General features: G+C 65.7%; 24 protein-coding genes. 8 read left to right on the forward strand and 16 right to left on the reverse strand.

Annotated features, from left to right (window positions below; all coding sequences use genetic code 11):
• The first annotated feature begins 11 nt into the window (after nucleotides 1–11).
• The 6 genes from accC (at nucleotide 12) to purH (ending at nucleotide 6,189) form a co-directional block, all read left to right on the forward strand.
• Nucleotides 12–1,361, forward strand: coding sequence for an acetyl-CoA carboxylase biotin carboxylase subunit (gene accC / locus AAGA11_08670; protein MEM9602923.1), 1,350 nt, complete (start codon nucleotides 12–14; stop codon nucleotides 1,359–1,361).
• Nucleotides 1,358–2,275 carry a 50S ribosomal protein L11 methyltransferase gene (gene prmA / locus AAGA11_08675; protein MEM9602924.1) on the forward strand — a complete coding sequence of 306 codons (918 nt, stop codon included), beginning with the start codon at nucleotides 1,358–1,360 and terminating at the stop codon, nucleotides 2,273–2,275. Before accC ends, prmA begins: the two co-directional genes overlap by 4 nt.
• 75 nt (nucleotides 2,276–2,350) lie before the next feature.
• A complete protein-coding gene (locus tag AAGA11_08680) occupies nucleotides 2,351–3,085 on the forward strand; it encodes a zinc-ribbon and DUF3426 domain-containing protein (protein MEM9602925.1) in 735 nt (244 codons plus the stop codon).
• Nucleotides 3,086–3,216: 131 nt separating this feature from the next.
• A complete protein-coding gene (dusB, locus tag AAGA11_08685) occupies nucleotides 3,217–4,224 on the forward strand; it encodes a tRNA dihydrouridine synthase DusB (protein ID MEM9602926.1) in 1,008 nt (335 codons plus the stop codon).
• Nucleotides 4,221–4,484: a helix-turn-helix domain-containing protein gene (locus AAGA11_08690; GenBank protein MEM9602927.1), complete on the forward strand. Its 264-nt coding sequence runs from the start codon at nucleotides 4,221–4,223 to the stop codon at nucleotides 4,482–4,484. The genes dusB and AAGA11_08690 overlap by 4 nt, the downstream gene beginning before the upstream one ends.
• Before the next feature lie 133 nt (nucleotides 4,485–4,617).
• Nucleotides 4,618–6,189 carry a bifunctional phosphoribosylaminoimidazolecarboxamide formyltransferase/IMP cyclohydrolase gene (gene purH / locus AAGA11_08695; protein MEM9602928.1) on the forward strand — a complete coding sequence of 524 codons (1,572 nt, stop codon included), beginning with the start codon at nucleotides 4,618–4,620 and terminating at the stop codon, nucleotides 6,187–6,189.
• A gap of 12 nt (nucleotides 6,190–6,201) precedes the next feature.
• Here the strand turns inward: purH and gspF are convergent, their stop codons facing one another.
• The 10 genes from gspF to AAGA11_08745 form a co-directional block, all read right to left on the reverse strand.
• Nucleotides 6,202–7,434: a type II secretion system inner membrane protein GspF gene (gene gspF, locus AAGA11_08700; GenBank protein ID MEM9602929.1), complete on the reverse strand. Its 1,233-nt coding sequence runs from the start codon at nucleotides 7,432–7,434 to the stop codon at nucleotides 6,202–6,204.
• Nucleotides 7,434–8,915 carry a type II secretion system ATPase GspE gene (gspE, locus tag AAGA11_08705; protein MEM9602930.1) on the reverse strand — a complete coding sequence of 494 codons (1,482 nt, stop codon included), beginning with the start codon at nucleotides 8,913–8,915 and terminating at the stop codon, nucleotides 7,434–7,436. Before gspE ends, gspF begins: the two co-directional genes overlap by 1 nt.
• Nucleotides 8,916–8,980: 65 nt before the next feature.
• Nucleotides 8,981–11,098, reverse strand: coding sequence for a type II secretion system secretin GspD (gene gspD / locus AAGA11_08710; protein ID MEM9602931.1), 2,118 nt, complete (start codon nucleotides 11,096–11,098; stop codon nucleotides 8,981–8,983).
• 216 nt (nucleotides 11,099–11,314) lie between these two features.
• On the reverse strand, nucleotides 11,315–12,217 hold the full coding sequence (gene gspC, locus AAGA11_08715) for a type II secretion system protein GspC (protein ID MEM9602932.1): 903 nt from the start codon (nucleotides 12,215–12,217) through the stop codon (nucleotides 11,315–11,317).
• 203 nt (nucleotides 12,218–12,420) lie between these two features.
• Entirely contained in the window at nucleotides 12,421–12,777 is a 357-nt protein-coding gene (locus AAGA11_08720) for an HU family DNA-binding protein (protein ID MEM9602933.1), read from the reverse strand.
• Between the two features lie 177 nt (nucleotides 12,778–12,954).
• Entirely contained in the window at nucleotides 12,955–13,383 is a 429-nt protein-coding gene (locus tag AAGA11_08725) for a DUF4426 domain-containing protein (protein ID MEM9602934.1), read from the reverse strand.
• Nucleotides 13,384–13,440: 57 nt separating this feature from the next.
• A complete protein-coding gene (locus AAGA11_08730) occupies nucleotides 13,441–14,040 on the reverse strand; it encodes a YggT family protein (protein MEM9602935.1) in 600 nt (199 codons plus the stop codon).
• A complete protein-coding gene (gene proC / locus AAGA11_08735; protein ID MEM9602936.1) occupies nucleotides 14,037–14,873 on the reverse strand; it encodes a pyrroline-5-carboxylate reductase in 837 nt (278 codons plus the stop codon). Before proC ends, AAGA11_08730 begins: the two co-directional genes overlap by 4 nt.
• Nucleotides 14,870–15,985, reverse strand: coding sequence for a transaldolase (tal, locus tag AAGA11_08740; protein ID MEM9602937.1), 1,116 nt, complete (start codon nucleotides 15,983–15,985; stop codon nucleotides 14,870–14,872). The genes proC and tal overlap by 4 nt, the downstream gene beginning before the upstream one ends.
• An 83-nt stretch (nucleotides 15,986–16,068) precedes the next feature.
• Nucleotides 16,069–16,776 carry a YggS family pyridoxal phosphate-dependent enzyme gene (locus tag AAGA11_08745; GenBank protein MEM9602938.1) on the reverse strand — a complete coding sequence of 236 codons (708 nt, stop codon included), beginning with the start codon at nucleotides 16,774–16,776 and terminating at the stop codon, nucleotides 16,069–16,071.
• A 121-nt stretch (nucleotides 16,777–16,897) separates the two neighbouring features.
• Here AAGA11_08745 and AAGA11_08750 point away from each other — a divergent pair, with 121 nt between their 5' ends.
• A complete protein-coding gene (locus tag AAGA11_08750) occupies nucleotides 16,898–17,941 on the forward strand; it encodes a type IV pilus twitching motility protein PilT (GenBank protein ID MEM9602939.1) in 1,044 nt (347 codons plus the stop codon).
• A gap of 16 nt (nucleotides 17,942–17,957) precedes the next feature.
• Nucleotides 17,958–19,148: a PilT/PilU family type 4a pilus ATPase gene (locus AAGA11_08755; protein MEM9602940.1), complete on the forward strand. Its 1,191-nt coding sequence runs from the start codon at nucleotides 17,958–17,960 to the stop codon at nucleotides 19,146–19,148.
• 47 nt (nucleotides 19,149–19,195) lie between these two features.
• Here the strand turns inward: AAGA11_08755 and AAGA11_08760 are convergent, their stop codons facing one another.
• The 6 genes from AAGA11_08760 to AAGA11_08785 are packed head-to-tail and all read right to left on the reverse strand — an operon-like array spanning nucleotide 19,196 to nucleotide 23,833.
• Nucleotides 19,196–20,455, reverse strand: coding sequence for an amidohydrolase family protein (locus AAGA11_08760; protein MEM9602941.1), 1,260 nt, complete (start codon nucleotides 20,453–20,455; stop codon nucleotides 19,196–19,198).
• Nucleotides 20,452–21,453, reverse strand: a complete 1,002-nt coding sequence (locus tag AAGA11_08765) for an aspartate carbamoyltransferase catalytic subunit (GenBank protein ID MEM9602942.1) — start codon at nucleotides 21,451–21,453, stop codon at nucleotides 20,452–20,454. The genes AAGA11_08760 and AAGA11_08765 overlap by 4 nt, the downstream gene beginning before the upstream one ends.
• On the reverse strand, nucleotides 21,450–21,959 hold the full coding sequence (gene pyrR / locus AAGA11_08770) for a bifunctional pyr operon transcriptional regulator/uracil phosphoribosyltransferase PyrR (protein MEM9602943.1): 510 nt from the start codon (nucleotides 21,957–21,959) through the stop codon (nucleotides 21,450–21,452). Before pyrR ends, AAGA11_08765 begins: the two co-directional genes overlap by 4 nt.
• A complete protein-coding gene (ruvX, locus tag AAGA11_08775) occupies nucleotides 21,946–22,386 on the reverse strand; it encodes a Holliday junction resolvase RuvX (GenBank protein MEM9602944.1) in 441 nt (146 codons plus the stop codon). Before ruvX ends, pyrR begins: the two co-directional genes overlap by 14 nt.
• Entirely contained in the window at nucleotides 22,379–22,930 is a 552-nt protein-coding gene (locus tag AAGA11_08780; protein MEM9602945.1) for a YqgE/AlgH family protein, read from the reverse strand. Before AAGA11_08780 ends, ruvX begins: the two co-directional genes overlap by 8 nt.
• Before the next feature lie 39 nt (nucleotides 22,931–22,969).
• Nucleotides 22,970–23,833, reverse strand: coding sequence for a TonB family protein (locus AAGA11_08785; protein MEM9602946.1), 864 nt, complete (start codon nucleotides 23,831–23,833; stop codon nucleotides 22,970–22,972).
• Nucleotides 23,834–23,870: the final 37 nt, after the last annotated feature.

The following is a 23,870-nucleotide window of genomic DNA, read 5'->3' on the forward strand; positions in this document are numbered from 1 at the left end:
CGAGGCACCCCATGATCAAGAAAGTCCTGATCGCCAACCGCGGCGAAATCGCACTGCGCATCATGCGCTGCTGCCGCGACCTGGACATCAGCACGGTGGCGGTGTACTCCACAGCCGACCGCGATCTGAAACACGTGCGCCTCGCCGATGAGGCCGTGTGCATCGGCCCGCCGCCGTCGGCCAAGAGCTACCTCAACGTGCCCGCGATCATCGCCGCGGCGGAAGTCACCAACAGCGACGCGATTCACCCGGGGTACGGCTTCCTGTCCGAGAACGCGGATTTTGCCGAGCGCGTCGAATCGAGTGGCTTCACGTTCATTGGGCCGACCGCGCAACTCATCCGCACCATGGGCGACAAGGTCGCGGCGATCAAGGCGATGCAGGAGGTTGGCGTACCCTGTGTGCCGGGCTCCGGCGGCCCGCTCGACGACGACCCTGACGCCAACCTGCGCATCGCCGAGGAGATCGGCTACCCGGTGCTGATCAAGGCCTCGGGCGGCGGCGGTGGCCGGGGCATGCGGGTGGTGCAGTCTGCCGACGAGCTGATCGAGTCGATCAGCCTCACGCGTGCCGAGGCTGCGGCGGCCTTCAACAACGACGTGGTGTACATGGAGAAATTCCTGGGTGCACCCCGGCACGTGGAATTTCAGGTGCTCTCCGACACGCACGGCAACGCCATTCACCTCGGCGAACGCGACTGCTCGATGCAGCGTCGCCACCAGAAAGTGGTCGAGGAGGCGCCCGCACCCGGCATCACCGAGGAACAACGCGCCCGCATCGGGCAGCTGTGCGTCGACGCCTGTGTGCGCCTCGGGTACCGCGGCGCGGGCACGTTCGAGTTCCTCTACCAGGACGGCGAGTTCTATTTCATCGAGATGAACACACGGGTCCAGGTCGAGCACCCGGTCACCGAGATGGTCACGGGCATCGACATCATCCGCCAGCAGATCAGCATCGCGTCGGGCGAGGCGCTGCGTTACAGGCAATCCGATGTCGAGCTTCGTGGGCACGCCTTCGAATGCCGCGTCAATGCCGAGGACCCGCGGACCTTCATGCCCTCACCCGGCGTTATCCAGCAGTACCACGCGCCCGGTGGGCTCGGCGTGCGCATGGAGACACACATCTACAACGGGTACCGTGTGCCGCCGCACTACGATTCGATGATCGGCAAACTGATCGTGCACGGCAACGACCGCGAGCGGGCAATGGCGCGGATGCGCGGCGCGCTCAGTGAAATCCACATCGATGGCATCAAGACCAACATCCCGTTGCAGCTCGACATCTTCGACGACCCGGGCTTTCAGGCCGGTGGCGTGGACATCCACTACCTCGAGAACACGCTGCTCAAGGCAGAGGAGTGAGTGACGCCGTCGAGGCCGATGCGGTGACCGAACCTGCATCGGGCTGGTGGCAGTACCGGGTGCTGGCATCGGCCGACGAGGTCGATGCCCTCGAGTCGGCGTTGTTTGCCTCCGGCGCGCTGTCGGTCACGCTGCTCGATGCCGCAGATCAACCTATCCTCGAGCCCGCCCCCGGCGAGACGCCCCTCTGGGAGCACGTTGTGCTGGTCGGGCTCTACGCCGGTGATGCGACCGCCGACGTGCTTGCCGTCGAGATCGGCGCAGCGCTCGGCCGCCCGGTTGACGGTGCGCAGCTCGAGCGCCTGGCCGACGAAGCCTGGGAACGTGCGTGGATGGCGCATTTCCAGCCCATGCACTTCGGCGGTGCGCTCTGGATCGTGCCCAGCCACGCAGACGCACCCGAACCCGATGCCGTCAACGTCCGGCTCGATCCAGGGCTCGCGTTCGGCAGCGGCACGCACCCGACCACCGCGTTGTGCCTGCGGCACCTTGCGGCCGCGTCGCCGCGCGGATTGTCGGTCATCGACTTCGGCTGCGGCTCCGGGGTGTTGGCCGTCGCTGCGCTGAAGCTCGGCGCCGCGCGGGTGTGGGCGACTGACATCGACCCGCAGGCGTTGATTGCCACCCGTGAGAATGCGACCCTCAACGCGGTGGCAGAGATACTGGATGTGTCGCTGCCTGACGAGGGGCCGGACTGGCAGGCCGACGTCCTGCTCGCCAACATACTGCACGGTCCGCTCCTGGCGTTGCGTGACAGCCTGGTGGCGCGGGTCGTACCGGGCGGCAAGGTGGTGTTGAGTGGCGTGTTGACCGAGCAGGTCGAAGGCCTCAAGGCCCACTACGCAGCCGTACTGGACGACATCGACGTGGTGGGCGACGGCGACTGGTGCCGGTTATCCGGTCGGGTTCGGTGAGGCGCTCCGCGGACCGGCAACGTGGCCACGCCGCGTTGCGTCACCTTGAGGCGTTGTGAGCGAGCCAGTGATGCCATGATCGTCGAATGTCCACATTGCGGATCCCACCTGCGAACCGACAGCCGCGCGCTGAAGGGGGCGACCACGGTGCGGTGCGGTGCGTGCCTCGGCGAATTCGACGCGCTCGAGCACATCAAGCTGGACTCGGCCGTCGGCATGGACCCCGCCGGCGACCCCCGTGTGCGCAAGCACAGCCTCGAACGGGAAGACGTCGAGGGCGGAAGCGCATCGACACCGGCCGTGCAACAGCGGCGTTCGGTGCTCTCGAACCCGGCGCCGCCGACACCGCGCCCGCGGTGGGCCCCTTTGGGTGGGGTTCTGGCCCTGGCTGCGGTTGGTATCGGCGGGCTGCACCTTGCGCGTGACCAGCTCGCGTCCCACCCCACGGGGCATGCGCTTGTCAGCCGGTGGTGTGCCTGGGTCGGGTGCGACGTCACACCGCAACAGGACTACTCGGCGATCCGCCTGCTGCGCCGCCAGATCTACGCGCACCCGAGCCGCGTGGACGCGCTGGTGATCAGTTTGGCGATGGTCAACGACGCGCACTTTGCCCAGGACTTTCCCGTGTTGCGTGTGCGCATGACCGACCAGGCGGGCGACGTGGTCGCGCGTGGCGAATTCGCGCCGGCGGAGTACCTGGATACCTTCGACACGAGCGTACTAATGCAACCCGGACGCGCTGTCGATGTGCAACTGGAAGTCGCTGACCCCGGGGATGACGCGGTCTCCTTCGACCTCGAATTTCACTGAAAGGGCGTGTTGCGCCGCAGCAACGACGCGGCGGAATCTGCCTCGCCAGCCGCGTGCACGCATCCGTATTTTGCCTTAGATCGCCAGACAGACTAGACTTGCCGGCCGCCTTGAATTTGCCACGCGAGCCCATGCAGATAGGCCCCTACAGCATCGACGGCGTTGCCGTGCTCGCGCCCATGGCAGGTGTCACGGACAAACCGTTTCGCGCGCTGTGCCACCGGCACGGTGCGGCCACGGTGACGGCCGAAATGGTGACGGCAGACACCTCGCTGTACGGTAGTCGCAAGTCTGTCACGCGGCTCGACCACTCCGGCGAGGAGCAACCCAGAATTGCGCAGATTGTCGGCGCCGACCCGGCCCTGATGGCGGACGCTGCGCGGGCCAACGTCGATTATGGCGCCGAAGTCATCGACATCAACATGGGGTGCCCTGCCAAGAAAGTGTGCAACAAGGCAGCCGGGTCCGCCCTGCTCGCAGACGAGGCTCAGGTCGCGCGCATACTCGACGCCGTCGTCGCCGCAGTCGATGTCCCCGTAACGTTGAAGATCCGGACGGGCACGGATCCGAGTCGGCGCAACGGGGTCGAGATTGCCCGGATAGCCGAGCGGGCCGGTATCGCCTCCCTTGCCGTGCACGGCCGCACCCGTGCGGACCGCTTTGCCGGCACGGCAGAATTCGCAACCGTGGCACGCATCCGCGATGCTGTAAGCGTGCCACTGGTCGCGAACGGGGACATCGATTCCCCTGAACGCGCCAAGCAGGTCCTCGATGAAACGGGCGCCGACGCGGTCATGATCGGCCGCGCGGCACAAGGGAACCCCTGGCTCTTCGACGCGATTAACCACTATGTAGCCACCGGCGAAATCCGCCCAGCGCCAGATGACGCTGCACGGGGCAAAGCCCTGATGTGGTATCTCAACGAGCTGTACGGCCTGTACGGGGAAGAGCGCGGTGTACGCATCGCCCGCAAGCACATTACGTGGTTCTGTAAAGACAAGCCGGGGGCTGCCAGGTTTCGTGCTCACGTCAATACACTCGAAAAACCCGAAGCGCAGTGCGACGCGGTCTCCGGCTTTTTCAACGACTCCCCGTCGTGGGCCGATTGGGCTGAGCCGGGCGAGAGAGACGTCGCATGAGTTCCGCGGTCAAGAAAGCCTCGGCGAAGGGCAGTGCGGTCGAGCACTGCATCGTGGCGGAACTCGAGAAGTACTTTGTGGCCCTCGGCTCCGAGAAACCGACCGGCGTACACCGCATGGTGATGGTCCAGGCGGAACGCGCCGTGATCCAGTTTGTCGTCGACCAGGTCGACGGTAACCAGAGCCACGCAGCCGAGATCCTCGGCATCAGCCGAGGCACCTTGCGTCGCAAGCTCAAAGAGCTGAACATCACCCTTTGATTGCCGCGTTCAGCGCCCACCGGCAAGATAATGCAGCTGTGGTTCTCTGTGGATCAGGTACCACGCGTGTGCCGTGATCGCGTTGCGCTCTGGCGGTATACTGCGGTGTTCACCCGTTGCGCCAAATTCACCGATGTCACAGACCTCCCGCCGAAGCCTCTCTCGCGCGCTCCTGAGCGTGTCCGACAAGACCGGCCTGCTGGCCCTGGCCAAGGCACTGAGTGCGGCCGGTGTCGAGCTCCTGTCCACGGGCGGTACCGCGACGCTGCTGCGTGAGGCGGGCCTGGCTGTCATCGATGTGTCGCAACACACCGGGTTTCCGGAAATCATGGCGGGTCGGGTCAAAACACTCCACCCCCGTGTTCACGGCGGGATTCTCGGGCGCCGCGATCTCGATCAAGACACCATGGCAGCGCACAACATTCCGCCGATCGACCTCGTGGTGGTCAACCTCTACCCGTTCGAGCAGGCCACTGCGGACCCGGGCTGCGACCTCGAAACGGCCATCGAGAACATCGACATCGGCGGGCCGGCCATGATCCGGGCAGCGGCGAAAAACCACGCCGATGTGGCGGTGGTCACTGACCCGGCCGACTACGTCGAACTGATCGATTCCATCGAGTCCGACGGTGGTACAGACTTGGCATACCGGTACCGCTTGGCGGTCAAGGCCTTTGCCCACACGGCGCGCTACGACGGTATCGTCGCGAACTACCTCAGTGCGCGCATGGGTGACGGTGTCGATACCCACCCAACCGTGTTCAGCTCGCAGTTCGAACGGGTGGAGGTGCTGCGCTACGGCGAGAACCCGCATCAACGCGCGGCCTTCTACCGCGACACGGCCGTGAGCGCGGCGTCCATCGCGCGCGCCGAGCAGGTGCAGGGCAAGGCCCTCTCATACAACAACATTGCCGATGCCGACGCGGCGCTCGAGTGTGTCAGGCAGTTCGACGAGCCGGCCTGTGTGATCGTCAAGCACGCAAACCCGTGCGGTGTGGCAACGGCTGCGGACCTCGCAGCGGCCTACGACGCAGCCTACCGCACTGATCCGACGTCGGCCTTCGGTGGCATCATTGCCTTCAACGCTGCGCCGGAGGCTGCCCTGGTGGAGCGGATCCTGGGCCAGCAGTTTGTCGAGGTCCTGATTGCGCCGGACTACGACGCCGCTGCGCGTGCAGCCGCCGCGGCCAAGCCGAACATCCGCGTGTTGGCGTGTGGCGACCTGGGCGACACCGCACCGCAGCATCGCTTGCAGAGTGTCACGGGCGGTCTGCTGGTGCAGGATCTCGACCTTGGCAGCCTGGCTGCGGCGGACCTCAAGGTTGTCAGCCAACGCCCACCGAGCGCGGCGGAGCTGCGTGACCTGCAGTTCGCGTGGTCGGTCGCGAAATTCGTCAAGTCGAATGCCATCGTCTACGCCCGCGATCACGCCACGGTGGGCATCGGCGCCGGTCAGATGAGCCGCGTGTATTCGGCGCGCATCGCCGGCATCAAGGCGCAGGACGAGGGCCTGGCTGTGGCGGGGTCGGTGATGGCATCCGACGCGTTCTTCCCGTTTCGCGACGGCATCGACAACGCCGCCGAGGTCGGTATCACGGCGGTCATCCAGCCCGGTGGGTCGATGCGGGACGACGAGGTGATCGCGGCGGCCGATGCGCACGGCATGGCCATGGTCTTCACCGGCATGCGCCACTTTCGCCACTGAGCGCTCGGCGGCTCAGGTCACGATTGCGTTGAGCTCGAAGATCGGCATGAGCATGCCCAGCACGATCACCAGGACCGCGCCGCCCATGACCACGACGATCAGCGGTTGGAGCAGTCCGAGGAAGGAGGAAATCAGCGAATCCTGCTCGCGCTCGAGGTGACTCGCGGCCTTGTCGAGCATGAAGCCGAGTCGACCCGAGCCCTCGCCACTGGCAATCAGGTGAACCATCATTGGCGGGAAGCGCGCGGAGCGCTCGAGTGACTTGGCCAGGCTCGCGCCTTCGCGCACGCGCTCTGCGGCGCCGATCACTGCCTGGCGCATTGGGCGGTTGGTGATGACCTGCGCTGCAATGTCCAGAGATTGCAAAACCGGCACCCCACTGCCCGCGAGGATGCTGAGCGTGCGGGCAAATTGCGCGGAGTTTGCGCTGCGCACCATGGAGCGAATCAGTGGGATGCGCAGCCACAGGGCGTGCACCCGGGCCTTGAAGCCTTCGATGTGCATGGCGCGCTCGAACCCGAAAGCCAGCGCCACCAGGCCCACGATGATGTAGCTGCCCCAGGCCTGGGTGAACTCCGACACACCGATCAGGATCTGGGTGATGTCGGGCAGGTCCTGCCCGAGGTTGTCGAAGGTCTCGACCATCTGCGGCATCACGAAGGTCAGCAGGGCATACAGGATGGCCAGACTGGCAACGATCATCACGGCGGGGTACACCAGCGCTTTCTTGACCGTGGCCTGGGTCATCTGGCGGTCTTCGGTGTAGTCCGCGAGGCGCTCGAGCACGCCATCGAGGTGACCGGATTGCTCGCCGGCCGCGACGGTGGCGCGGAACATCTCGGGGAACACGCGCGGGTACTGCCCAAGGGAATCGGCGAGCGTGTGTCCCTCGAGCACGCGAGAGCGCACGTTCAGCAACAGGCTCTTGACCCGCGTGTTCTCGGAGTAGGTGGCGGTCGCGCTGATCGCCTCCTCAACCGGACTGCCCGCGTTGATCAGCGTGGCAATCTGGCGGACCAGCAGCGACAACTCGTTGGTGCTCAAGCGCCCTCGGAACGTGCGAACACGGTCGCCGCCGCTGCCGGCCGACGCACGACGTTCCGCGCTCGCCGACTCGTCGACCTTGAGCGGTGTCAGTCCCTGCTCGCGCAGCTGGTTTCGAATGTGACGTGGGCTGTCGCCCTCGATGATGCCCTTGCGCTCCTTGCCCTCGGGGGTGAGTGCAACGTACTGGAAGGCCGGCATCAGCTTTCGCGGGTGACCCGCAAGACTTCTTCGAGGGAGGTCTGGCCCGCCAACACACGCCGCTTGCCGTCTTCGAACATGCTCTGCGACTGCGAGCGCGCGTGCTGTTCCAGCTCGTGCTCACTGGCGCCGTCGTGAATCATGTTGCGCAGGGCATTGTCGATTACCACGACCTCGTACACGCCCGAACGCCCCTGATAGCCCTCGCCCTTGCAGTGTTCGCAGCCCACGGCGGTGTGCAGTTGCTGGCTGTCGTCGGCGTGGATCCCCAGCAGCTCGCGCTCGGAGTCCGAGGGTTCGTGCGGCCGCTTGCAGTGGTTGCACAGGACGCGAACCAGGCGCTGTGCTACCACACCGATCAGCGAGGACGAGAGCAGGAAGGGCTCGACCCCCATGTCGCGTAGCCGCGTCACGGCGCCGACGGCTGTGTTGGTGTGCAGGGTCGAGAGCACCAAGTGACCGGTCAGGCTCGCCTGCACGGCAATCTCCGCGGTTTCGAGGTCGCGAATCTCACCGACCATGACGATGTTCGGGTCCTGGCGCAGGATGGCGCGCAGGCCCCGGGCAAAATCCAGGTCGACCTTGGGGTTCACCTGCGTTTGACCGATACCGTCGATGTAGTACTCGACCGGGTCCTCGACCGTGAGGATCGTGCTCTTGCCGTCGTTCAGCTCGGTCAGCGCAGCGTAGAGGCTGGTGGTCTTGCCCGACCCGGTCGGCCCTGTCACCAGCAGGATGCCGTGAGGTTGACCGAGGATCTCGCGCAGCATGTCGAGCGCGTGGTCGGCCATCCCGAGCTTCTCGAGGCGCAACCGCCCGGCCTGCTTGTCGAGCAGGCGCATGACGACCCGTTCGCCGTGGCCCGACGGCAGTGTCGACACGCGCACGTCGACCGGGCGGCCGGCGACGCGCACCGAGATGCGTCCGTCCTGGGGCACGCGCTTCTCGGCGATGTCGAGCTTGGACATGACCTTGATGCGGGAGATGATCAGCGGCGCGATCTCCCGCGGCGGCTCGTACAGGTGAAGCATCACCCCGTCGACCCGGTAGCGGATGCGCAGCGCCTTTTCGAAGGGCTCGATGTGGATATCGGAGGCACCGTCGCGGATCGCCTGGGTGAGGATCGCGTTGATCAGGCGGATGACCGGCGCGTCGTCCGAGGACTCCATCAGGTCCTCGGGCTCGGGCAGGGCGTCAGCGAGTGTGCTCAGGCTGTACTCGTCGCCGAGGTCGTCGATGATGTCGCTGGTGGCCTGGCCCGACTCGTAGAAACGGGCGAGTTGGGTGTCGAAGTCACTCTGCTGCATCTCGTGCAACTGGGTGGGTCGGCCGGCTTTGCGCTGGGCTTCGACGATCGCGCTGGTGCTGGTCTCGGGCGTGAACACCAGCTCGATCTGGCCCTCGGCGTCGCTCTGCACCAGCACCCGGTGCCGTTTGGCGTAGCTGTACGGCAGCGGGTTGAACGCCGGTTCAGGCGGCAGGGCGAGCGGGTCGTCGGCGTCGGTTGGTTCACCGAGCAGGTCGTCGTCCGACAGGCGCGGTGCGCTCACTGCGTGATGCTCGTGGCCTTGTCTTGCTGGCGCAGAATCTCGGCACTGCGCATGGCAATGTCACCGATCGGCTTGCCGCGGAAGTAGACGTCGAAATCCGGCAGTTTGTCGCGCTCTATGCCGCGCCCACCGCGGGTCGTGTCCTCGGGAATCAACTGCTTTGTCCGCAAGTAATTGTATTTCTCACTGGAATAGTAGGACGCGGTGCGGGAGTCGCGCAGGATGGTCGGGTGCAGGAACACCATCAGGTTGCGTTTGCGCTGGGTGCGGCTCTTGTAGCGGAACAGGTTGCCGAGGATCGGGATGCTGCTCAACCCGGGCACACGCTCCTTGCTGTCGTTGACCGTGTCCGACAGCAGGCCGCCGAGCACCAGCGTCTGGCCGTCGTCGACCAACACGCTTGTGACAATGGTCCGCTTGCTGGTCACGATGTCGGAGGCGCCCGTGGTGGAGTCGTCCTCGATCTGCGAGACCTCCTGCTCGATGTCGAGCTTGATCGTGTCGCCTTCGTTGATCTGCGGCTTGATCGTGAGTTTCACGCCGATGTCTTCGCGATCGATGGTCTGGAACGGGTTGTTGTTGCTGCTCGAAAGCTGTGTGCTGGTGATGATCGGCACGTTGGAGCCGACAATGATCGACGCCTCTTCGTTGTCGAGCGTGACCAGCGACGGCGTCGAGAGGATGTTGTTTTCCGAATCCGACGCGATCGCACGCAGCAGGTAGCCAATCGACCCCCGGTCGCCTTCGCCACCGAACAACGCCGAGAAACCGGCGCCGAGGTTGGTGCCGGTGCCCGCTGCGATCGCCGCGAGGTTCGCGGCTTCGGTGGAAAAGTTGCCGAGGTTGGTGGCGACCGCCGGCAGGCCCTTTGGTGTGCCGTCGATGACGAGGTTGCCGCCGAGTTCCCGCACGGTGTTTTCCGAGACTTCGGCGATGATTGCCTCGACCAGCACCTGCGCCCGCCGGATGTCGAGCTGACGCACCACCGAGAGGATGTTGCGCATTTCACCGGGCGGGGCCGTGATGATCAGCGCATTGGTCTGCGGGTCGGCCTGGATGTCGACGTTGCTCTCGGTGCTGACCTGTATCGCGCCGCCGGTCACGTTGGCGACCAGCTGCTGTTGTTGTTGCTGTTGCAGCACCTGACCGTCGGTGATCGCGGGCTGTGCCGCGCTCTGAACGTCGCCCTCGGCTGCGTCGGCGATGCCGATCTTCGACTGGCCCTGCGACACGCCGGTCAGGATGCTCACCAGGTCCTCGGCCTTGGCGTACTTGAGGTAGACGACCTTGGTGCCGCCACCGGTCTCCAGCGGCGTGTCGAGGTGGGCCACGAGCCCGCGGACACGCAGGCGCGCGCCCTGGTCGCCGCTGATCAGCAGGCTGTTGGTCCGGTCATCGGCGGCGAGCTTGAGTGAGCTGCCGACGTCGCCGGGCACCTGGTTTTGTGACTCGAGCGTGTTGACGATTCGGATCAGCTCTGACGCGGACGCATGGCTGAGTTTGATCACTTCGACCGAACCGGTGTCTGCCACGTCGATGCGGCGGATGATCTGCACCAGGCGCGCGACGTTGGACGCACGGTCAGTGATGACAAGTTGGTTAGTGTTCGGGCTTGCCGCCAGGTGCCCCTGCTGCGGCACCAGGGGGCGCAGGATCGGAACGAGCTGGGCTGCGGAGACGTTGTTGAGCTTGATCACGTGCGTGACCAATTGATCACTGTCGGTGTTGGTGTCGGTATTGAGGTTGGGCACTGGCCCCGTGCGGGCCGTGACTTCGGGCAGGATCTTGATCAGGTCGCCCGCCTCCACCGCCGCAAAACCGTGCACCTGCAGCACCGAAAGAAAGACTTCGTAGAGTTCTTCGGCGTTGGTCGGCGTCGAGGAAATCACCGTGACTTTCGCCTTGACCCGTGGGTCGACGATGAAATTCTTGCCGGTCTTGCGCGACACGAGGGTGATCAGCGAGCTGATGTCGGCGTTGGGCAGGTTGAGCGTGAAGTTGCCGTCGGGGCCCTCTGTCAGATTCTCGTCGGCCGAAAACGCCGGGGACACGACCGACAGCGCGGCAAAAATTGCGAGTACGCGTGCAAACCTGCTGTGCTGATTCGTGTACAAGTCCTTGACTCCGCTCTAATTTGATCGCGCAAGACGCTGATCGGTCGAGCATTGTATAAAAATTTCAACGTGATCACGAAAAAGAGTTGCAAATTTGCAGCGATCTGCTACGCCAGTTTCTTGGCACCGTCGAGACACCGCCACTGCGGCAGACAGGGGTGCGAGAGGGGATATCGGCGCGGGTCGATGGGCGCCGGTGGGCAGGCGCGCGGGTGGCTACTGCAAGGCGATGCTGATCGGGATCTCGGCGCCGTTGCGCATGACCACCATGTCGATGTTGCTGGCCGTCACCAGTTGCCGCAGCGCTTTCAGCCCGCGCCGCTGGTTGTCCAGTCGCACACCATTGAGGCTGGTCACGACGTCGCCCGGCTCAATGCCGTAGTTGCGCAAGATGGCCGAATCCTGTTTGGGCATGAGCCGGTAGCCCACGACCTTGCCGTTCTCCCGGTGCGCGCCGATGCTCACCAACTGCTGGATGGTGGCCGGGTTGCGCACCAGGTAGTCGCGCAGCTCACCGGGTGTCTGCGGCAAGGTGGAGACGTCCACCAGGCCGCCGCCCGCGTTGACGTTGCTCACACTCGGTGTGCCAGGCTGGGGTGTCGGTGCCACCGACGCTGCGACCCCGACGCTGAGGTCGAGCTTGGGCAGCTCGAGGCGTTCGAGTGCGCCCCGGTTTTCGATGATCACGTGTGAGGCGTGGATCTCGCGCAACGTGGCGCTGTCGACCGCGTCGCCAACGCCCAGCACCTGTTCACCGGCTCCGCCGGCAATCACCGCGTAGCCGGGTTGGGTGTCGTCGGTGGCGAGCACGCCAAGCAGGCGGAGGTTCAGTCGGGTGACCGGCGCTTCCCGCGCCGGCTCGACCTTTGCGATCACGGGCTCGGCCTTGGCTTCACCGAACAAACTCGCCGCAGCGGCCCGGTCTGCGGCGTTGCCGGTGCGCACCGCGGTGCTGGTTTTGCCAAGGATGGGTTCGACCGAGCCGGTGTTGGCGTTGGCCGGCAGCAACCCGATCGCCAGCATCGCCAGCGCGTAACCCAACAGCGCCACCAACACCACCGTGGCCGCGGATGCGGCGACCTGGTTGGTGCGGTTGGCGACGGGCATCGTGCTTTGCATGGTGGGGATCAACTGACCGGGTGAGTGCCGCACAGGGGCGGGCGCGACGCGCCGTCACTTTAAAGTATGGTGCACCGCGTTTGAATAGCACAGATGGGGAAGGTTTCGTCGGGACACGAAAACCGGCGCGCTCGGGAGGCGAGCGCGGGGTGTGAGCAGCCGGTCACGGTAGTGTGAAGCCGGCTGCCCGCAACGGCCTGGGGTCAGACCATGTCCTTGAGGTTTTTCAGCGGCAGGATCTTGACCGCTTTGCGCGCCGGCTTGGCTTTGATCATGATCTCTTCGCCGGTGAAGGGGTTGACGCCCTTGCGTGCACGCGTGGCGGCCTTCTTGACCACTTTGATTTTCATCAGACCCGGCACGGAGAAGATGCCCGGGCCACGCGGTTTGAGGTTCTTCGCGATCATGCCACTCAGAGAATCGAGCACGGCCTGGACTTCCTTCCGGCTCAGCTCGGTTTCACCGGCGATGTGGTTGAGAATTTCCGACTTGGTCGGGGCTTTTGGTGCCGGTTTGGCGGCCGCCACTTTTTTCGCGGTGGCCTTTTTCTTTGCAGCCATTGTCAGTGTCCTGAAGAGGTGTGGATGAAACTGCGCCCCGAAACGGTGGCGCTTTGCCTGAATCAGCGGCACGAAAGATAGCACAGTTCCACTGGATTTTTTTGAAAAACGCTATATATATGCTGTTTTTGCAGCATCCAGTGGTTTATGCAAGTCTGGACAGGAGGGGTCGGGAGCTCAGTTGAGCCGATCGACGAATTTGAAGCTGCGCGGGGGCTCGCCGCTGACGTCAACGGTCAATGCGAAGGTGAGTTCCTCACCGCTATTGTAGTCGAAAATTGCTACATACAGCGTGTGACCCCTGTCCCGCACCTCGCGTAAGCGCAGGGAAGACATACGGCCTTCGGCATTGCTGAGCACCAGGTCCAGGCGTCCTGTGAGTGCCCGGTTGTCGCCCTTGTTCTGCAACAGCACGGTTATCAGACCGGTGTTGGACCCGGGCTCGATCTCCAGGCGGGTTGCGGTGTTCGGGTTGAGCGCCGACGTCGGCATGGTTCGGTACAACGCAATGAAGCCCCCGCAGTCCTCTGCACGGTTGCCGGCCTGCACTGCAGTCGGCGCGATCGCGGCAAAAGGCAGCATCAGTGCGGTACGGCGATTCAGCACGGTCTCACGGTCCTGTGGAGGCTTCGACGGAGTGTGACGTCTCAACGGCGGACAAGTTCAGAGCAGCGCGCGCAACAAGGGCTGCAGCACGAGGATCTTGACCAACTGGATGAGCAGCAACGCGACAATCGGTGACAGGTCCAGCCCGCCCATCGGCTTGACCCAGCGCCGCACCGGGTCAGTGACCGGTCGGGTGATGTCGTGGAGCACGCTGGCGATCGGGTTGTCCATGCCACCGACCCAACTCATCACCGCGAGGATGATGATGCCGACCAGGAAGATGTTGAGCATCATGTTGGCGAGTTCGAACGGTGCGAGCAGCAGCCAGTGCATCGGGCCGAGCTGGCTGGCGTTGAACCCGAAGCCCGCCACGTCGACGCGCGGCAGCCCCAGGCCTGAAAACACCGCCAGTTTGAGGATGATCAACAGCAGGCACAGCACCAGGGCGGCGATGTCGAGACTCGCAAAACCGGGCACGAAGCGGCGAAGCGGTTTGAGGACCGGGTTGGTCAGCGACACCACGGATTGCGCCAGCGGGTTGTAGTAGTCGGCTCGCGTGGCCTGCATCAGGAAACGCACGGCGACGACCAGCGTGTACAGGTAGAACGCGGTGTTGAGAACCAGGCTCGCGGCCTCTGACAACGGACCAGCACTCATGACGTCTCTCCTGTGGGCTGCGCGAGCTCGCGCGCCCGGTCTCGAGCGGCGGTCATCGCGCTGGCGACGAGCGCTCGGAATTGGCCGCGTTCAAATGTGTTCAGTGCCGCGGCGGTGGTGCCACCCTTGGAGGTGACGCCCTCACGCAGGGCGGCGGGACCGCGGTCGTCCTGTTGCGCCATGGTTGCTGAGCCGAGCAACGTTTGTACCGCCAGTTGCTCGGCCAGTTCGCGCGGCAGGCCGAGCCCATGGCCTGCGTCGGTCATGGCCTCGATCAGCAGAAATCCGTAGGCCGGCCCGCTGCCACTGAGCGCGGTCACGGCGTCGAGTTGTGGCTCCTCGTCGACCCACCAGACGGCACCGGCCGCGGCGAGGATGTACTGTGCCAGCGTGCGCTGTGCCTCGCTCACGTGCGTCGACGCGTGCAACACCGAGGCGCCGACACCGTAGAGTGCGGGTGTGTTGGGCATGCAGCGCACCACACGGTCGTGCCCGCCAAGCCACAGGGCGATGTGGTCGCTCAGGGTGCCCGCGGCGACCGAGATCACCAGCGTGTCGGAGGTGAGTGTCGGCGCCAGGCCCCGGCACGCGGCTTCGACGATGTGGGGCTTGACCGCGATCACCACCGCGGCTGCGCCGGCGACCGCCTCGGCCGAATCGGCCACCTGCACACCGAAGTCGCGCGCCAGCGCATCGCGTTGGGCTTCGCTCGGGTCGACAACCCCGATCCGTTCGGCTGCGTGCCCACCCTTGACCAGGCCACCGATCAGGCTGCTCGCCATGTTGCCGCCGCCGACAAACCCGAGCAGCGCGTCCGAACTCGCCGAGGTCACGGTGCGAGCGCCGCCCGTTTGCTCTCGATCGCTGCGAGCAGGCGTGCGAAGGCGTCGTCGAACGACGCGACACCCTGGTCTTCGAGGGTCGCCGTGATCGCGTCGAGGTCGACCCCGAGCTCGGCGAGCGTCGCGAGCGCTGCCGATGCGGTCTCGAGCCCGTCCGCGAGCGTGGCCGCGGGCTGGCCAGCGTCACGGTACGCGTCCAGGGTGGCCGGCGGCACGGTGTTGACCGTGTCGGGGCCGATCAGCGTGTCGATGTAGTGGGTCTTGGGCAGGTCCGGGTTCTTGGTGCCGGTGCTCGCCCAGAGCAGACGCTGCGGCAACGCGCCGGCGTCGGCCAGGGGCTGCCAGGCCTCGCCGCCGTAGAGGTTCTGGTAGTGGCCCCACGCCACCTTGGCGTTGGCGATTGCGATCGTCGACATCAGCGCCTTGGCGTCGTCACTTCCCTGAGAGTCGAGCGCAGCGTCGACGGCGGTGTCGACCCGGCTGATGAAAAAGCTGGCGACCGATGCGATCCCGCTGACGGACTGACCTGCCGCGAGGCGACGGTGCAGGCCCCGCAGGTGGCCGGCTGCGATTTCGCGGTAGCGCTCGACGGAAAACAGCAGCGTGACATTCACGCTCACGCCCTGTGCGGTGAGTTCTTCAAAGGCCGTCACGCCGGCCTTCGTGCCGGGCACCTTGATCATGACGTTGGGGCGCGCGAGCCGGGCGTGCAGCTGCAGCGCTTCGGCGACCGTTGCGTCGGCGTCGTGGGCGAGCGTCGGGCTGACCTCGAGGCTGACCATGCCGTCGTCGCCGCGGCTCGCCCGCCAGACCGGTTCGAACACGTCGGCGGCGGCCGCGATGTCGACCAGGGCCAGCTCGGTAAACAGGCTGTTGGCGTCCAGCTCGGGCTGCGCGCTGACCAGAGCCCGCAGGCGTTCGTCGTAGGCGTCGGTGTTGGCGATCGCCTGTTCGAAGATCGACGGGTTGGAGGTCAGGCCCTGCAACGCATCGTTTTCGATCAGGCGCGCCAACTCGCCACTGTGCATCAGGTCGGTGTGGATGTAGTCGAGCCAGATGCTCTGGCCGAGCGCATGGAGTTGCTTGAGCGGTGAATCTGTCATCGGTTTTCCTGGCGCCGCGGCAGACGCGGCGGCTTGTGTTCACACAGTGTAGCGAGTTTGCCGTGGCCTGAGAGGCCCTGGCATCAGTTGGTCGTGCGCGGTGCTCGGGCCCCGAAAACCGCGGTGCCGATCCGCACCATCGTCGAGCCCTCGAGAATCGCCGACTCGAGGTCGGCCGACATGCCGACCGACAGTGTGTCGAGCCCGGGGTGGTCGGCCGCGAGGGTGTCGAACAGGGTGTGCAGCGCCCGTGCACTCTGGCGCTGGCGATCGGTGTCATCGGTCGCCAGCGGGATGGCCATCAGCCCGCGCAACCGCAACCGGGGCAGGGCGGCGACGTCGGCAGCCAGCGCCGTGACTGCCTCGGGCAGAACACCGGCCTTGCTGTCCTCTCGGTCGACGTTGACTTGTATGCACACGTTCAAATAAGGCTGCCCTTCGGGTCGCTGGTCACTCAAACGTTGCGCAATCTTTGCGCGGTCGACGCAGTGAACCCAATCGAAGTGCGTGGCGATCGGTCGGGTCTTGTTTGATTGGATGGCTCCGATGAAATGCCACTCGCAGCCTTGGCCAGCGAGTTGCTCAATCTTTTCAAGCGCTTCACCGAGGTAGTTCTCACCGAAAACCGTGTGGCCGGCGTCGATCGCCGCCTGCAGGGCAGCGACCGGCTTGGTCTTGCTGACCGCGAGCAAGCGCACGCTGCCGGGTGCGCGACCGGCCTGGACTTCAGCATCTGCAATGCGCTGCCGAATTAGGTTCAGATGGCGCGCGACATCGTGGGACTGGCTCATGGTGCGTGGTCAGCCGATTGAAAGTGTGGACGGGTGTGCGGGTGATAGGTCGCCAGCCGTGGACGCTCGGTGTCGGGGGGTGCGCACCTCGGCACTGCTCATAACTGTACAGGATTGAATAATGGACATTGCACAGCTCCTCTCGTTTTGCGTCAAGAACAACGCGTCGGATTTGCACCTGTCGGCCGGCCTGCCACCGATGATCCGCGTGGACGGTGACATGCGGCGCATCAACGCGCCCGAGATGGGCCACAAGGAAGTCCACAACCTGATCTACGAGATCATGAACGACAACAACCGCAAGGAATACGAGGAGCGGTTGGAGACAGACTTCTCATTCGAACTGCCTGACATTGCCCGTTTTCGTGTCAACGCGTTCAACCAGTCACGTGGCGCGGCGGCGGTGTTCCGGACCATCCCCTCCGAGGTCCTGACCCTCGAGGATCTCGCGACACCCGCGATCTTCCGCGAGATCTCTGCCTACCCCCGAGGGCTGGTACTGGTCACCGGCCCCACCGGTTCGGGCAAGTCGACCACGCTGGCAGCGATGGTGAACCACAAGAACGAAACCGAACTCGGCCACATCCTCACCATCGAGGATCCGATCGAATTCGTGCACAAGAGCAAGAAGTGCCTGATCAACCAGCGCGAAGTCCACCGCGACACCCACAGTTTCTCGGACGCGCTGCGCTCGGCGCTGCGTGAAGACCCCGACACGATTCTGGTCGGCGAGCTGCGTGACCTGGAAACCATTCGCCTGGCGTTGACCGCAGCCGAGACCGGCCACCTGGTGTTTGGCACCTTGCACACCAGCTCCGCCGCAAAGACCATCGACCGGATCATCGACGTCTTCCCCGGTGACGAGAAATCCATGGTGCGCGCGATGCTCTCGGAGTCCCTGCGTGCGGTCATCTCGCAGACCCTGCTCAAGCGCATCAGCGGCGGCCGGATTGCCGCGCACGAAATCATGTTGGGCACACCTGCGATCCGCAACCTGATCCGCGAGGACAAGGTGGCGCAGATGTACTCGGTGATCCAAACCGGTCAGCAGCTCGGTATGCAGACGCTTGACCAGAACCTGAAAAACCTCGTGGCGATGGGGGATGTCGACAAGATGGATGCACGTCGCAAGGCAACCAACCCCGATATCGTCGCGGCTGCCTGAGCAGGAGGGCAAGACGATGACGGACGTATCCGCCACCGAGAAGGCGCGCAAATACGCCTTCGAACTCATGCACCTGTTGGCGAACCACAACGCGTCGGATCTGTACATTGCCGCCGGCGCGCCGCCGATGATGCGCATCAACGGAGAGCTGCGGCCGGTGAGCGAAGAGAAGCTCATGCCGCCGCAGACCCTGGCGATCGTGACCTCGCTGATGGACCAGCGGCTGCGCGACGAGTTTGTCGAAACCAACGAGGCCAACTTCGCGGTCAGCGTGCCTGACGTCTCCCGTTTTCGTATCAACGCCTACGTGCAACGCGGCAGCGTGTCGATGGTGGTTCGCCAGATAGCGACTCGCATCCCGCCGCTCGAGGAGCTCGGCATGCCGGGTGTCCTGCGCGAGACGGTCATGGCGAAACGGGGTCTGGTGTTCCTCGTCGGTGCCACCGGCCAGGGCAAGTCGACGACACTTGCGTCGCTGATTGACCACCGCAACCGGACCAGTTCCGGGCACATCATCACCATCGAAGACCCGGTCGAGTACATTCACTCGCACAAGAAAAGCATCGTGAGTCAGCGGGAAGTCGGGATGGACACCGACAACTTTCACATTGCGCTGAAGAACGCCCTGCGACAGGCGCCCGACGTGATCCTCATCGGTGAGGTGCGTGACCGGGAAGCCATGGAGCGTGCGATGGAAATCGCCGAGACCGGCCACCTCGCGCTCTGCACCCTGCACGCGAACTCGACCAACCACGCGCTCGAGCGTGTTGCGAGCTTCTTCCCCAAGGAAGACCGCCACCGCCTGCTGTACGAGCTGTCGCTGACGGTCCGCGCGATCGTGTCACAGCGCCTGATCCGCAAGAAGGACGGCCACAGCCGCGTGCCCGCAGTCGAGATCATGCTGAACACGCCGCTGATGACCGAGCTGATCGCCAAGGGCGACCAGGCTGCGATCAAGTCGCTGATGGGGAAGTCGCGCGAACTCGGCATGCAGACCTTCGACCAGTCGTTGTTCGATCTGATCTCGGCCGGCCACATCACCGAGGAAGAGGGCTTGCGCAACTCGGATTCGGCGAACGACCTGCGCATCCGCCTGAAGTTGGCGGACTCGGGGGACGCCGACACGCTGAGCGCTGGCATCGAGCTCGAAGACGTGGACGACACCGAGGATCCGAAGGCCTCGCACATGATCCGCGGTCGGCGCTGAGGCGCCCGCGGAACCAGCGCAAAACGGGGCCATCGGCCCCGTTTTTTTTAACGGGCCACGGGTCGATAGTCACCCGCGAGCGCGGTGCCGACCACGCGCCCCCGCAGGCGCGCGCCGCGCCAGGGCGAGTGGGGCTGTGCCGCGCCGGCCGTGTCGCCAAACACCCAGTCGACCGTGGGGTCGAACACACAGAGGTCGGCTGCCGCGCCGTTCGCAAGGCTCCCCACCGGCGTGCGCAGCACGGCAGCGGGACCGGCGGTCAACCAGCGCAGTGCGACCGCAGGGCTGGCACCGAGGGTGTCGCCGAGCGACGCGACTGCGGGCAACAGCACATCGAAGGTCTCGCCTCCGGCCTCAGCCGACTGCAGTGGCGCGAGGATGTCGTCGACGCCGTGGGTGCAGTGGTCCGAGCAGACGGCGGTCAGCGTGCCGTCCAGCAAGCCCGCGCGCAAGGCCGCGCGGTCGTTTGCACCGCGCAGCGGCGGCCAGACCTTGAACCGGTTTTCGAAGCCTGCCAAGGCGCTGTCGTCGAAGAAGGTGTGGTTCAGGCTGGTGTCGGCAGTGACGGGCAAGCCGTCGGCCTGCGCCGCGCGCACCAGCGCCACACTGCGGGCTGTCGAGAGTTTGTTGAAATGCAGCCGTGTCCCGGTCTCGCGGCACAGCTCCAGCCAGAGCGATACCGCGACGGTCTCGGCGCTGGCGGGTACGCCCGGCAGGCCGAGCCGGTGGGCGATCGGCCCGTCGTTGACGCAGCCGCCGGCGGCCAGCCAGGGGTCGTTGGGCTGCACGAACACGGTCAGGTCGAAATTGCCCGCGTAGCGCATGGCGCGCAACAACACGCGGGCGTCGGCGGTGGTGCGCCCGAGGTCACCGAAGGCGACACAGCCGGCGCCCGAGAGCGTGGCGAGCTCGGCGAGCTGCTCGCCCGCAAGCCCCTGAGTCAGCGCCCCGATCGGGTGAACGCGCGTGGCACGGGCCTGCGTCGTGAAGTGGGAGAGCTGCTCGAGCGCTGCAACGCTGTCGAGCGTTGGCTCCATGTCCGGGCCGATGCAGAGCGAGGTGATGCCATTTTGCCGGGCGGTGTGCAGCACGTGCGCGCGCCCGGCCACGGCGCGCCCGGACGCGGCCAGGCGCGCGTGCAGGTCAACCAGACCGGGCAACACCCAATGGCCAGTGACATCGTGGGTGGGCGCGTCGGCCGCGGGCGTCGTGCTGATCACGCCGTTGACCACGTGCAGGTCGCCGACGGCGTCGTGTCCACGCGCCGGGTCGATGACCCGGCCACCGAGCAGGCTGAAGGCGGTCATGCCGGTGCTCCTGCGGTGGTGCTGTTGCCGACAACGATGGACATCACTGCCATGCGCACCGCCAGGCCGTAGGTCACCTGCTGCAGGATCACCGATTGCGGGCCGTCGGCCACGCTGGACGCGATCTCGATGCCGCGGTTGATCGGCCCGGGGTGCATGACAATCGCATCGGGTTTGGCGCAGGCCAGGCGTGCTTCGGTCAGGCCGTAGTGCTCGAAGTATTCGCGGCTGCTCGGCAACAGCGCGCCGGCCATGCGCTCACGCTGCAGCCGCAGCATGATGATCACGTCGACGCCGTCGAGCCCGCTCTGCATGCTGCGGTGGACCTCCCCGCCAAGTTCGGCGAAGGCGTCGGGCACCAGGGTGGTCGGGCCGACCAGACGCAAGTCCGACACGCCGAGCGTGCGCAGCGCGTGAATCTCTGAGCGTGCGACCCGCGAATGCGCGAGGTCCCCCACGATGGCCACCGACAAGGGCTCGAAGGCGCCTTTCTTGCGCCGGATGGTCAGCATGTCGAGCATGGCCTGTGTCGGGTGCGCGTGCCGTCCGTCGCCGGCGTTGATCACGCTGACGCCCCGTTGAACGTGCTCGGTGATGAAGTGCACCGCACCCGATTCGGCGTGGCGGATCACGAACATGTCGCAGAGCATGGCTTGCAGGTTCTGCAGGGTGTCCAGCAGCGACTCGCCCTTGGCCGTCGAAGAAGTCCGGATGTTGATGTTCAGGACATCCGCCGAGAGGCGTTTCGCCGCCAGCTCGAAGGTTGTGAGCGTTCGCGTGCTGTTCTCGAAAAAGAGGTTTGCGACGGTCTTGCCGCGCAGCAGGGGCGCCTTCTTGACCGCGGCGTCGTTCTCGTCGATGAAGCTCGACGCGGTGTCGAGGATGTCGTTGAGGATCGACGCGGGCAGTCCCTCGGTGCTGAGAAAATGCAGCAAGCGGCCCTGGTCGTCGAGTTGTCTCGCGGCAATCGGCTGGCTGGCGGGGTGTGTGGGCGTCATGGTCGCGTGTTCATCTGGCTCAGGGCCAGTGGGTCGGTGGACAGCTTGAGGTGTGCCGCCTCGGCGGAGTCGAAGCGGTGACCGGTCACGTCCGCCTGAACCGGCAGCTCGCGCCCCGGGCGGGAGACGAGCACGGCGAGCACCACGCGCGAGGGTCGGCCGAAGTCGAACACCTCGTTGAGCGCGGCGCGGATCGTACGCCCGCTGAACAGGACATCGTCGACCAGCAGGACCGTCTGATCGTCTATCCCGGCGGGCAGGGCGGACGGCCCGACGTGCGGGTGGATGCCGGTGCGGCTGAAGTCGTCGCGGTAGAAGGTGATGTTGAGCTCACCCACCGGTGCGGTGCACCCGAGGCGCGCATGCAGTTGCTGGGCAATCGTGACGCCACCGGTGCGAATGCCGACCACACGTGTGTCTGCGACCGCGTCACCCAGCAGGGCCTCGAGGTCTGTGGCCATGGCGTCCAGCCAGTGTGCGATGCGGGTGCTGTCAGCAATCACCATCGTGCGACTCCATCCACTGTTGCAATATCAGCGCGGCGGCAACCTTGTCGGTGTCGCCCCGTTTGGCGCGCCGCCGGCCTTGTTGTCGGTTGGATTTCAGGATGTGCTCGGCCGCGCGCGAGCTCGCCCGCTCATCCGCGGGGTGCGTGGGCAGGGCGCTGCGGGTCGCCAGCTCATCGCAAAACCGGCTCGCCCGGCGGGTCATGGCCGTGGCCTTGCCGTCCATGTGGGTCGGAATGCCCACCACAAGCGCATCGGGTCGCCAGTCCCGGATCAACTGCATGAGGGCGGGCCAATCGGTTTCGTCACCGGGGTTTGTCACCGTCGTCAAGGGGTTGGCCAGGCCGGTCTCGCAATGGCCGACGGCCACACCGATCCGGCGCTCGCCGTAGTCGAAACCGAGCACCGTGCGTGCGTGCTCAGGCATGGCCCGTCTGCGGGTCGATGCGCGTGAGGTCGACTCCGAGCAGGGCTGCAGCTTCGTCGAGGCGTTGGGCTGGCGGCACATCGAAGACGATGCGGCTGTCGGCCGGGCAGGTCAGCCAGGTGTTCTCGCTGATTTCGTGCTCGAGCTGGCCGCTCGACCAGCCGGCGTAGCCGAGCGCAAGCAGAAACTCGCGCGGACCGGTACCCTCGGAGAGCTGGTCGAGCACGTCGCGGGACGTGGTGACCGTCAGGGTGTTGTCGATTTCGATACTCGAGTCGTACTGGCCATCGTCGCGGTGCAGCACGATGCCGCGTTGCGGCTCCACCGGGCCGCCGCGCATCACCGGCTGACTGGCGGTGGGCTCGGCCGGCGCGGCGAGGGAGAGCGAACCGAGCACGTCCGCGACCGAGTAGTCGGTGGGTTGATTGATCACCACACCCATCGCGCCGTCTTCACCGTGGTTGATGACGTAGGTCACGGTCGCGCTGAAGTTCGGGTCGTTCATCCCGGGCATCGCGATCAGGAAGTGGTTGCTGAAATCCATGCCGCATTCTACCAGCCGCCGCGCGCGGCAGGCCGGGTTTCAGCGGTCGCTCTGCAAGGTCGCGTTGCTCGAGAATTCCCAGGTGCGCGTGATGTAGAGAATGTCGGTGCGCTCGCGCAAGGCGGCTGACAGCGGGTCGAACGGTGCCGCCATGCGCACGATGTCCACGGCTGCGCGGTCGAGCGCCGGGACACCGCTGCTGCGGCGGACCTCGACGCTCTCGATGTCGCCGTTGCGTTGGATGCCAACGGTCAGCAACAGCTGCCCGGAGAGCCTGCGCGCGCGCGCGGCAGCGGGGTAGTTGAGGTTGCCGATTTGCTCGACACGCTCGACCCAGTCGTGCATGTAGGCGGCCGCGTCGGAAGCCCGCGTGCGGGCGGAGACGAAGGCCTTTCGGGGGCGCTTGGCGTAGGTGTTGAGCAGCTCGTCGAGCTCGGCGCTGAGGCGGGCCACCTCGAGGTTGCGGTCGATGGTCTCGCTCTGGCGCTCGGCGTCCTCCACCGGGCGGCGGCGGGCGTCGGTGTCGTCGGTCACCTGATGGTCGGAGAACAGTTGCGTGAGCAGCACATCCTGCGAGGCCACGACCGGCTGTGGCTCGGCGGCACGCTCGGGTGCCATCGCGAGTCCGGCGGTGTCGATCTTCTCGGTGCCCTTGACCGGGCTGGTCGGCCGTTGGGTGTCCTCGCGCGTGCCGCCTCCGGCCTGATCGGTGGTCGACAGGTAGTCGGCCTCGTCGGGCGCTTCGTCTGCCGGCGAGTGCACCAGCACCACGTCGAGGTGGGCCGGCGGGGTGTCGGCCTGGGTGAACGAGACGAACCCCACCGCCACCAGCACCGCGGCGTGCAGCGCGGCCGCCGCGATCAGCGACCAGGTGATGGGTTCGGGTGTGGCGATCTCGCGCATGGTCCCCGGGCGGGCTCCGGTCGAGCGTCAAGTATAG

It is taken from the genome of Pseudomonadota bacterium (assembly GCA_039196715.1).
Classification (GTDB): Bacteria; Pseudomonadota; Gammaproteobacteria; order CALCKW01; family CALCKW01; genus CALCKW01.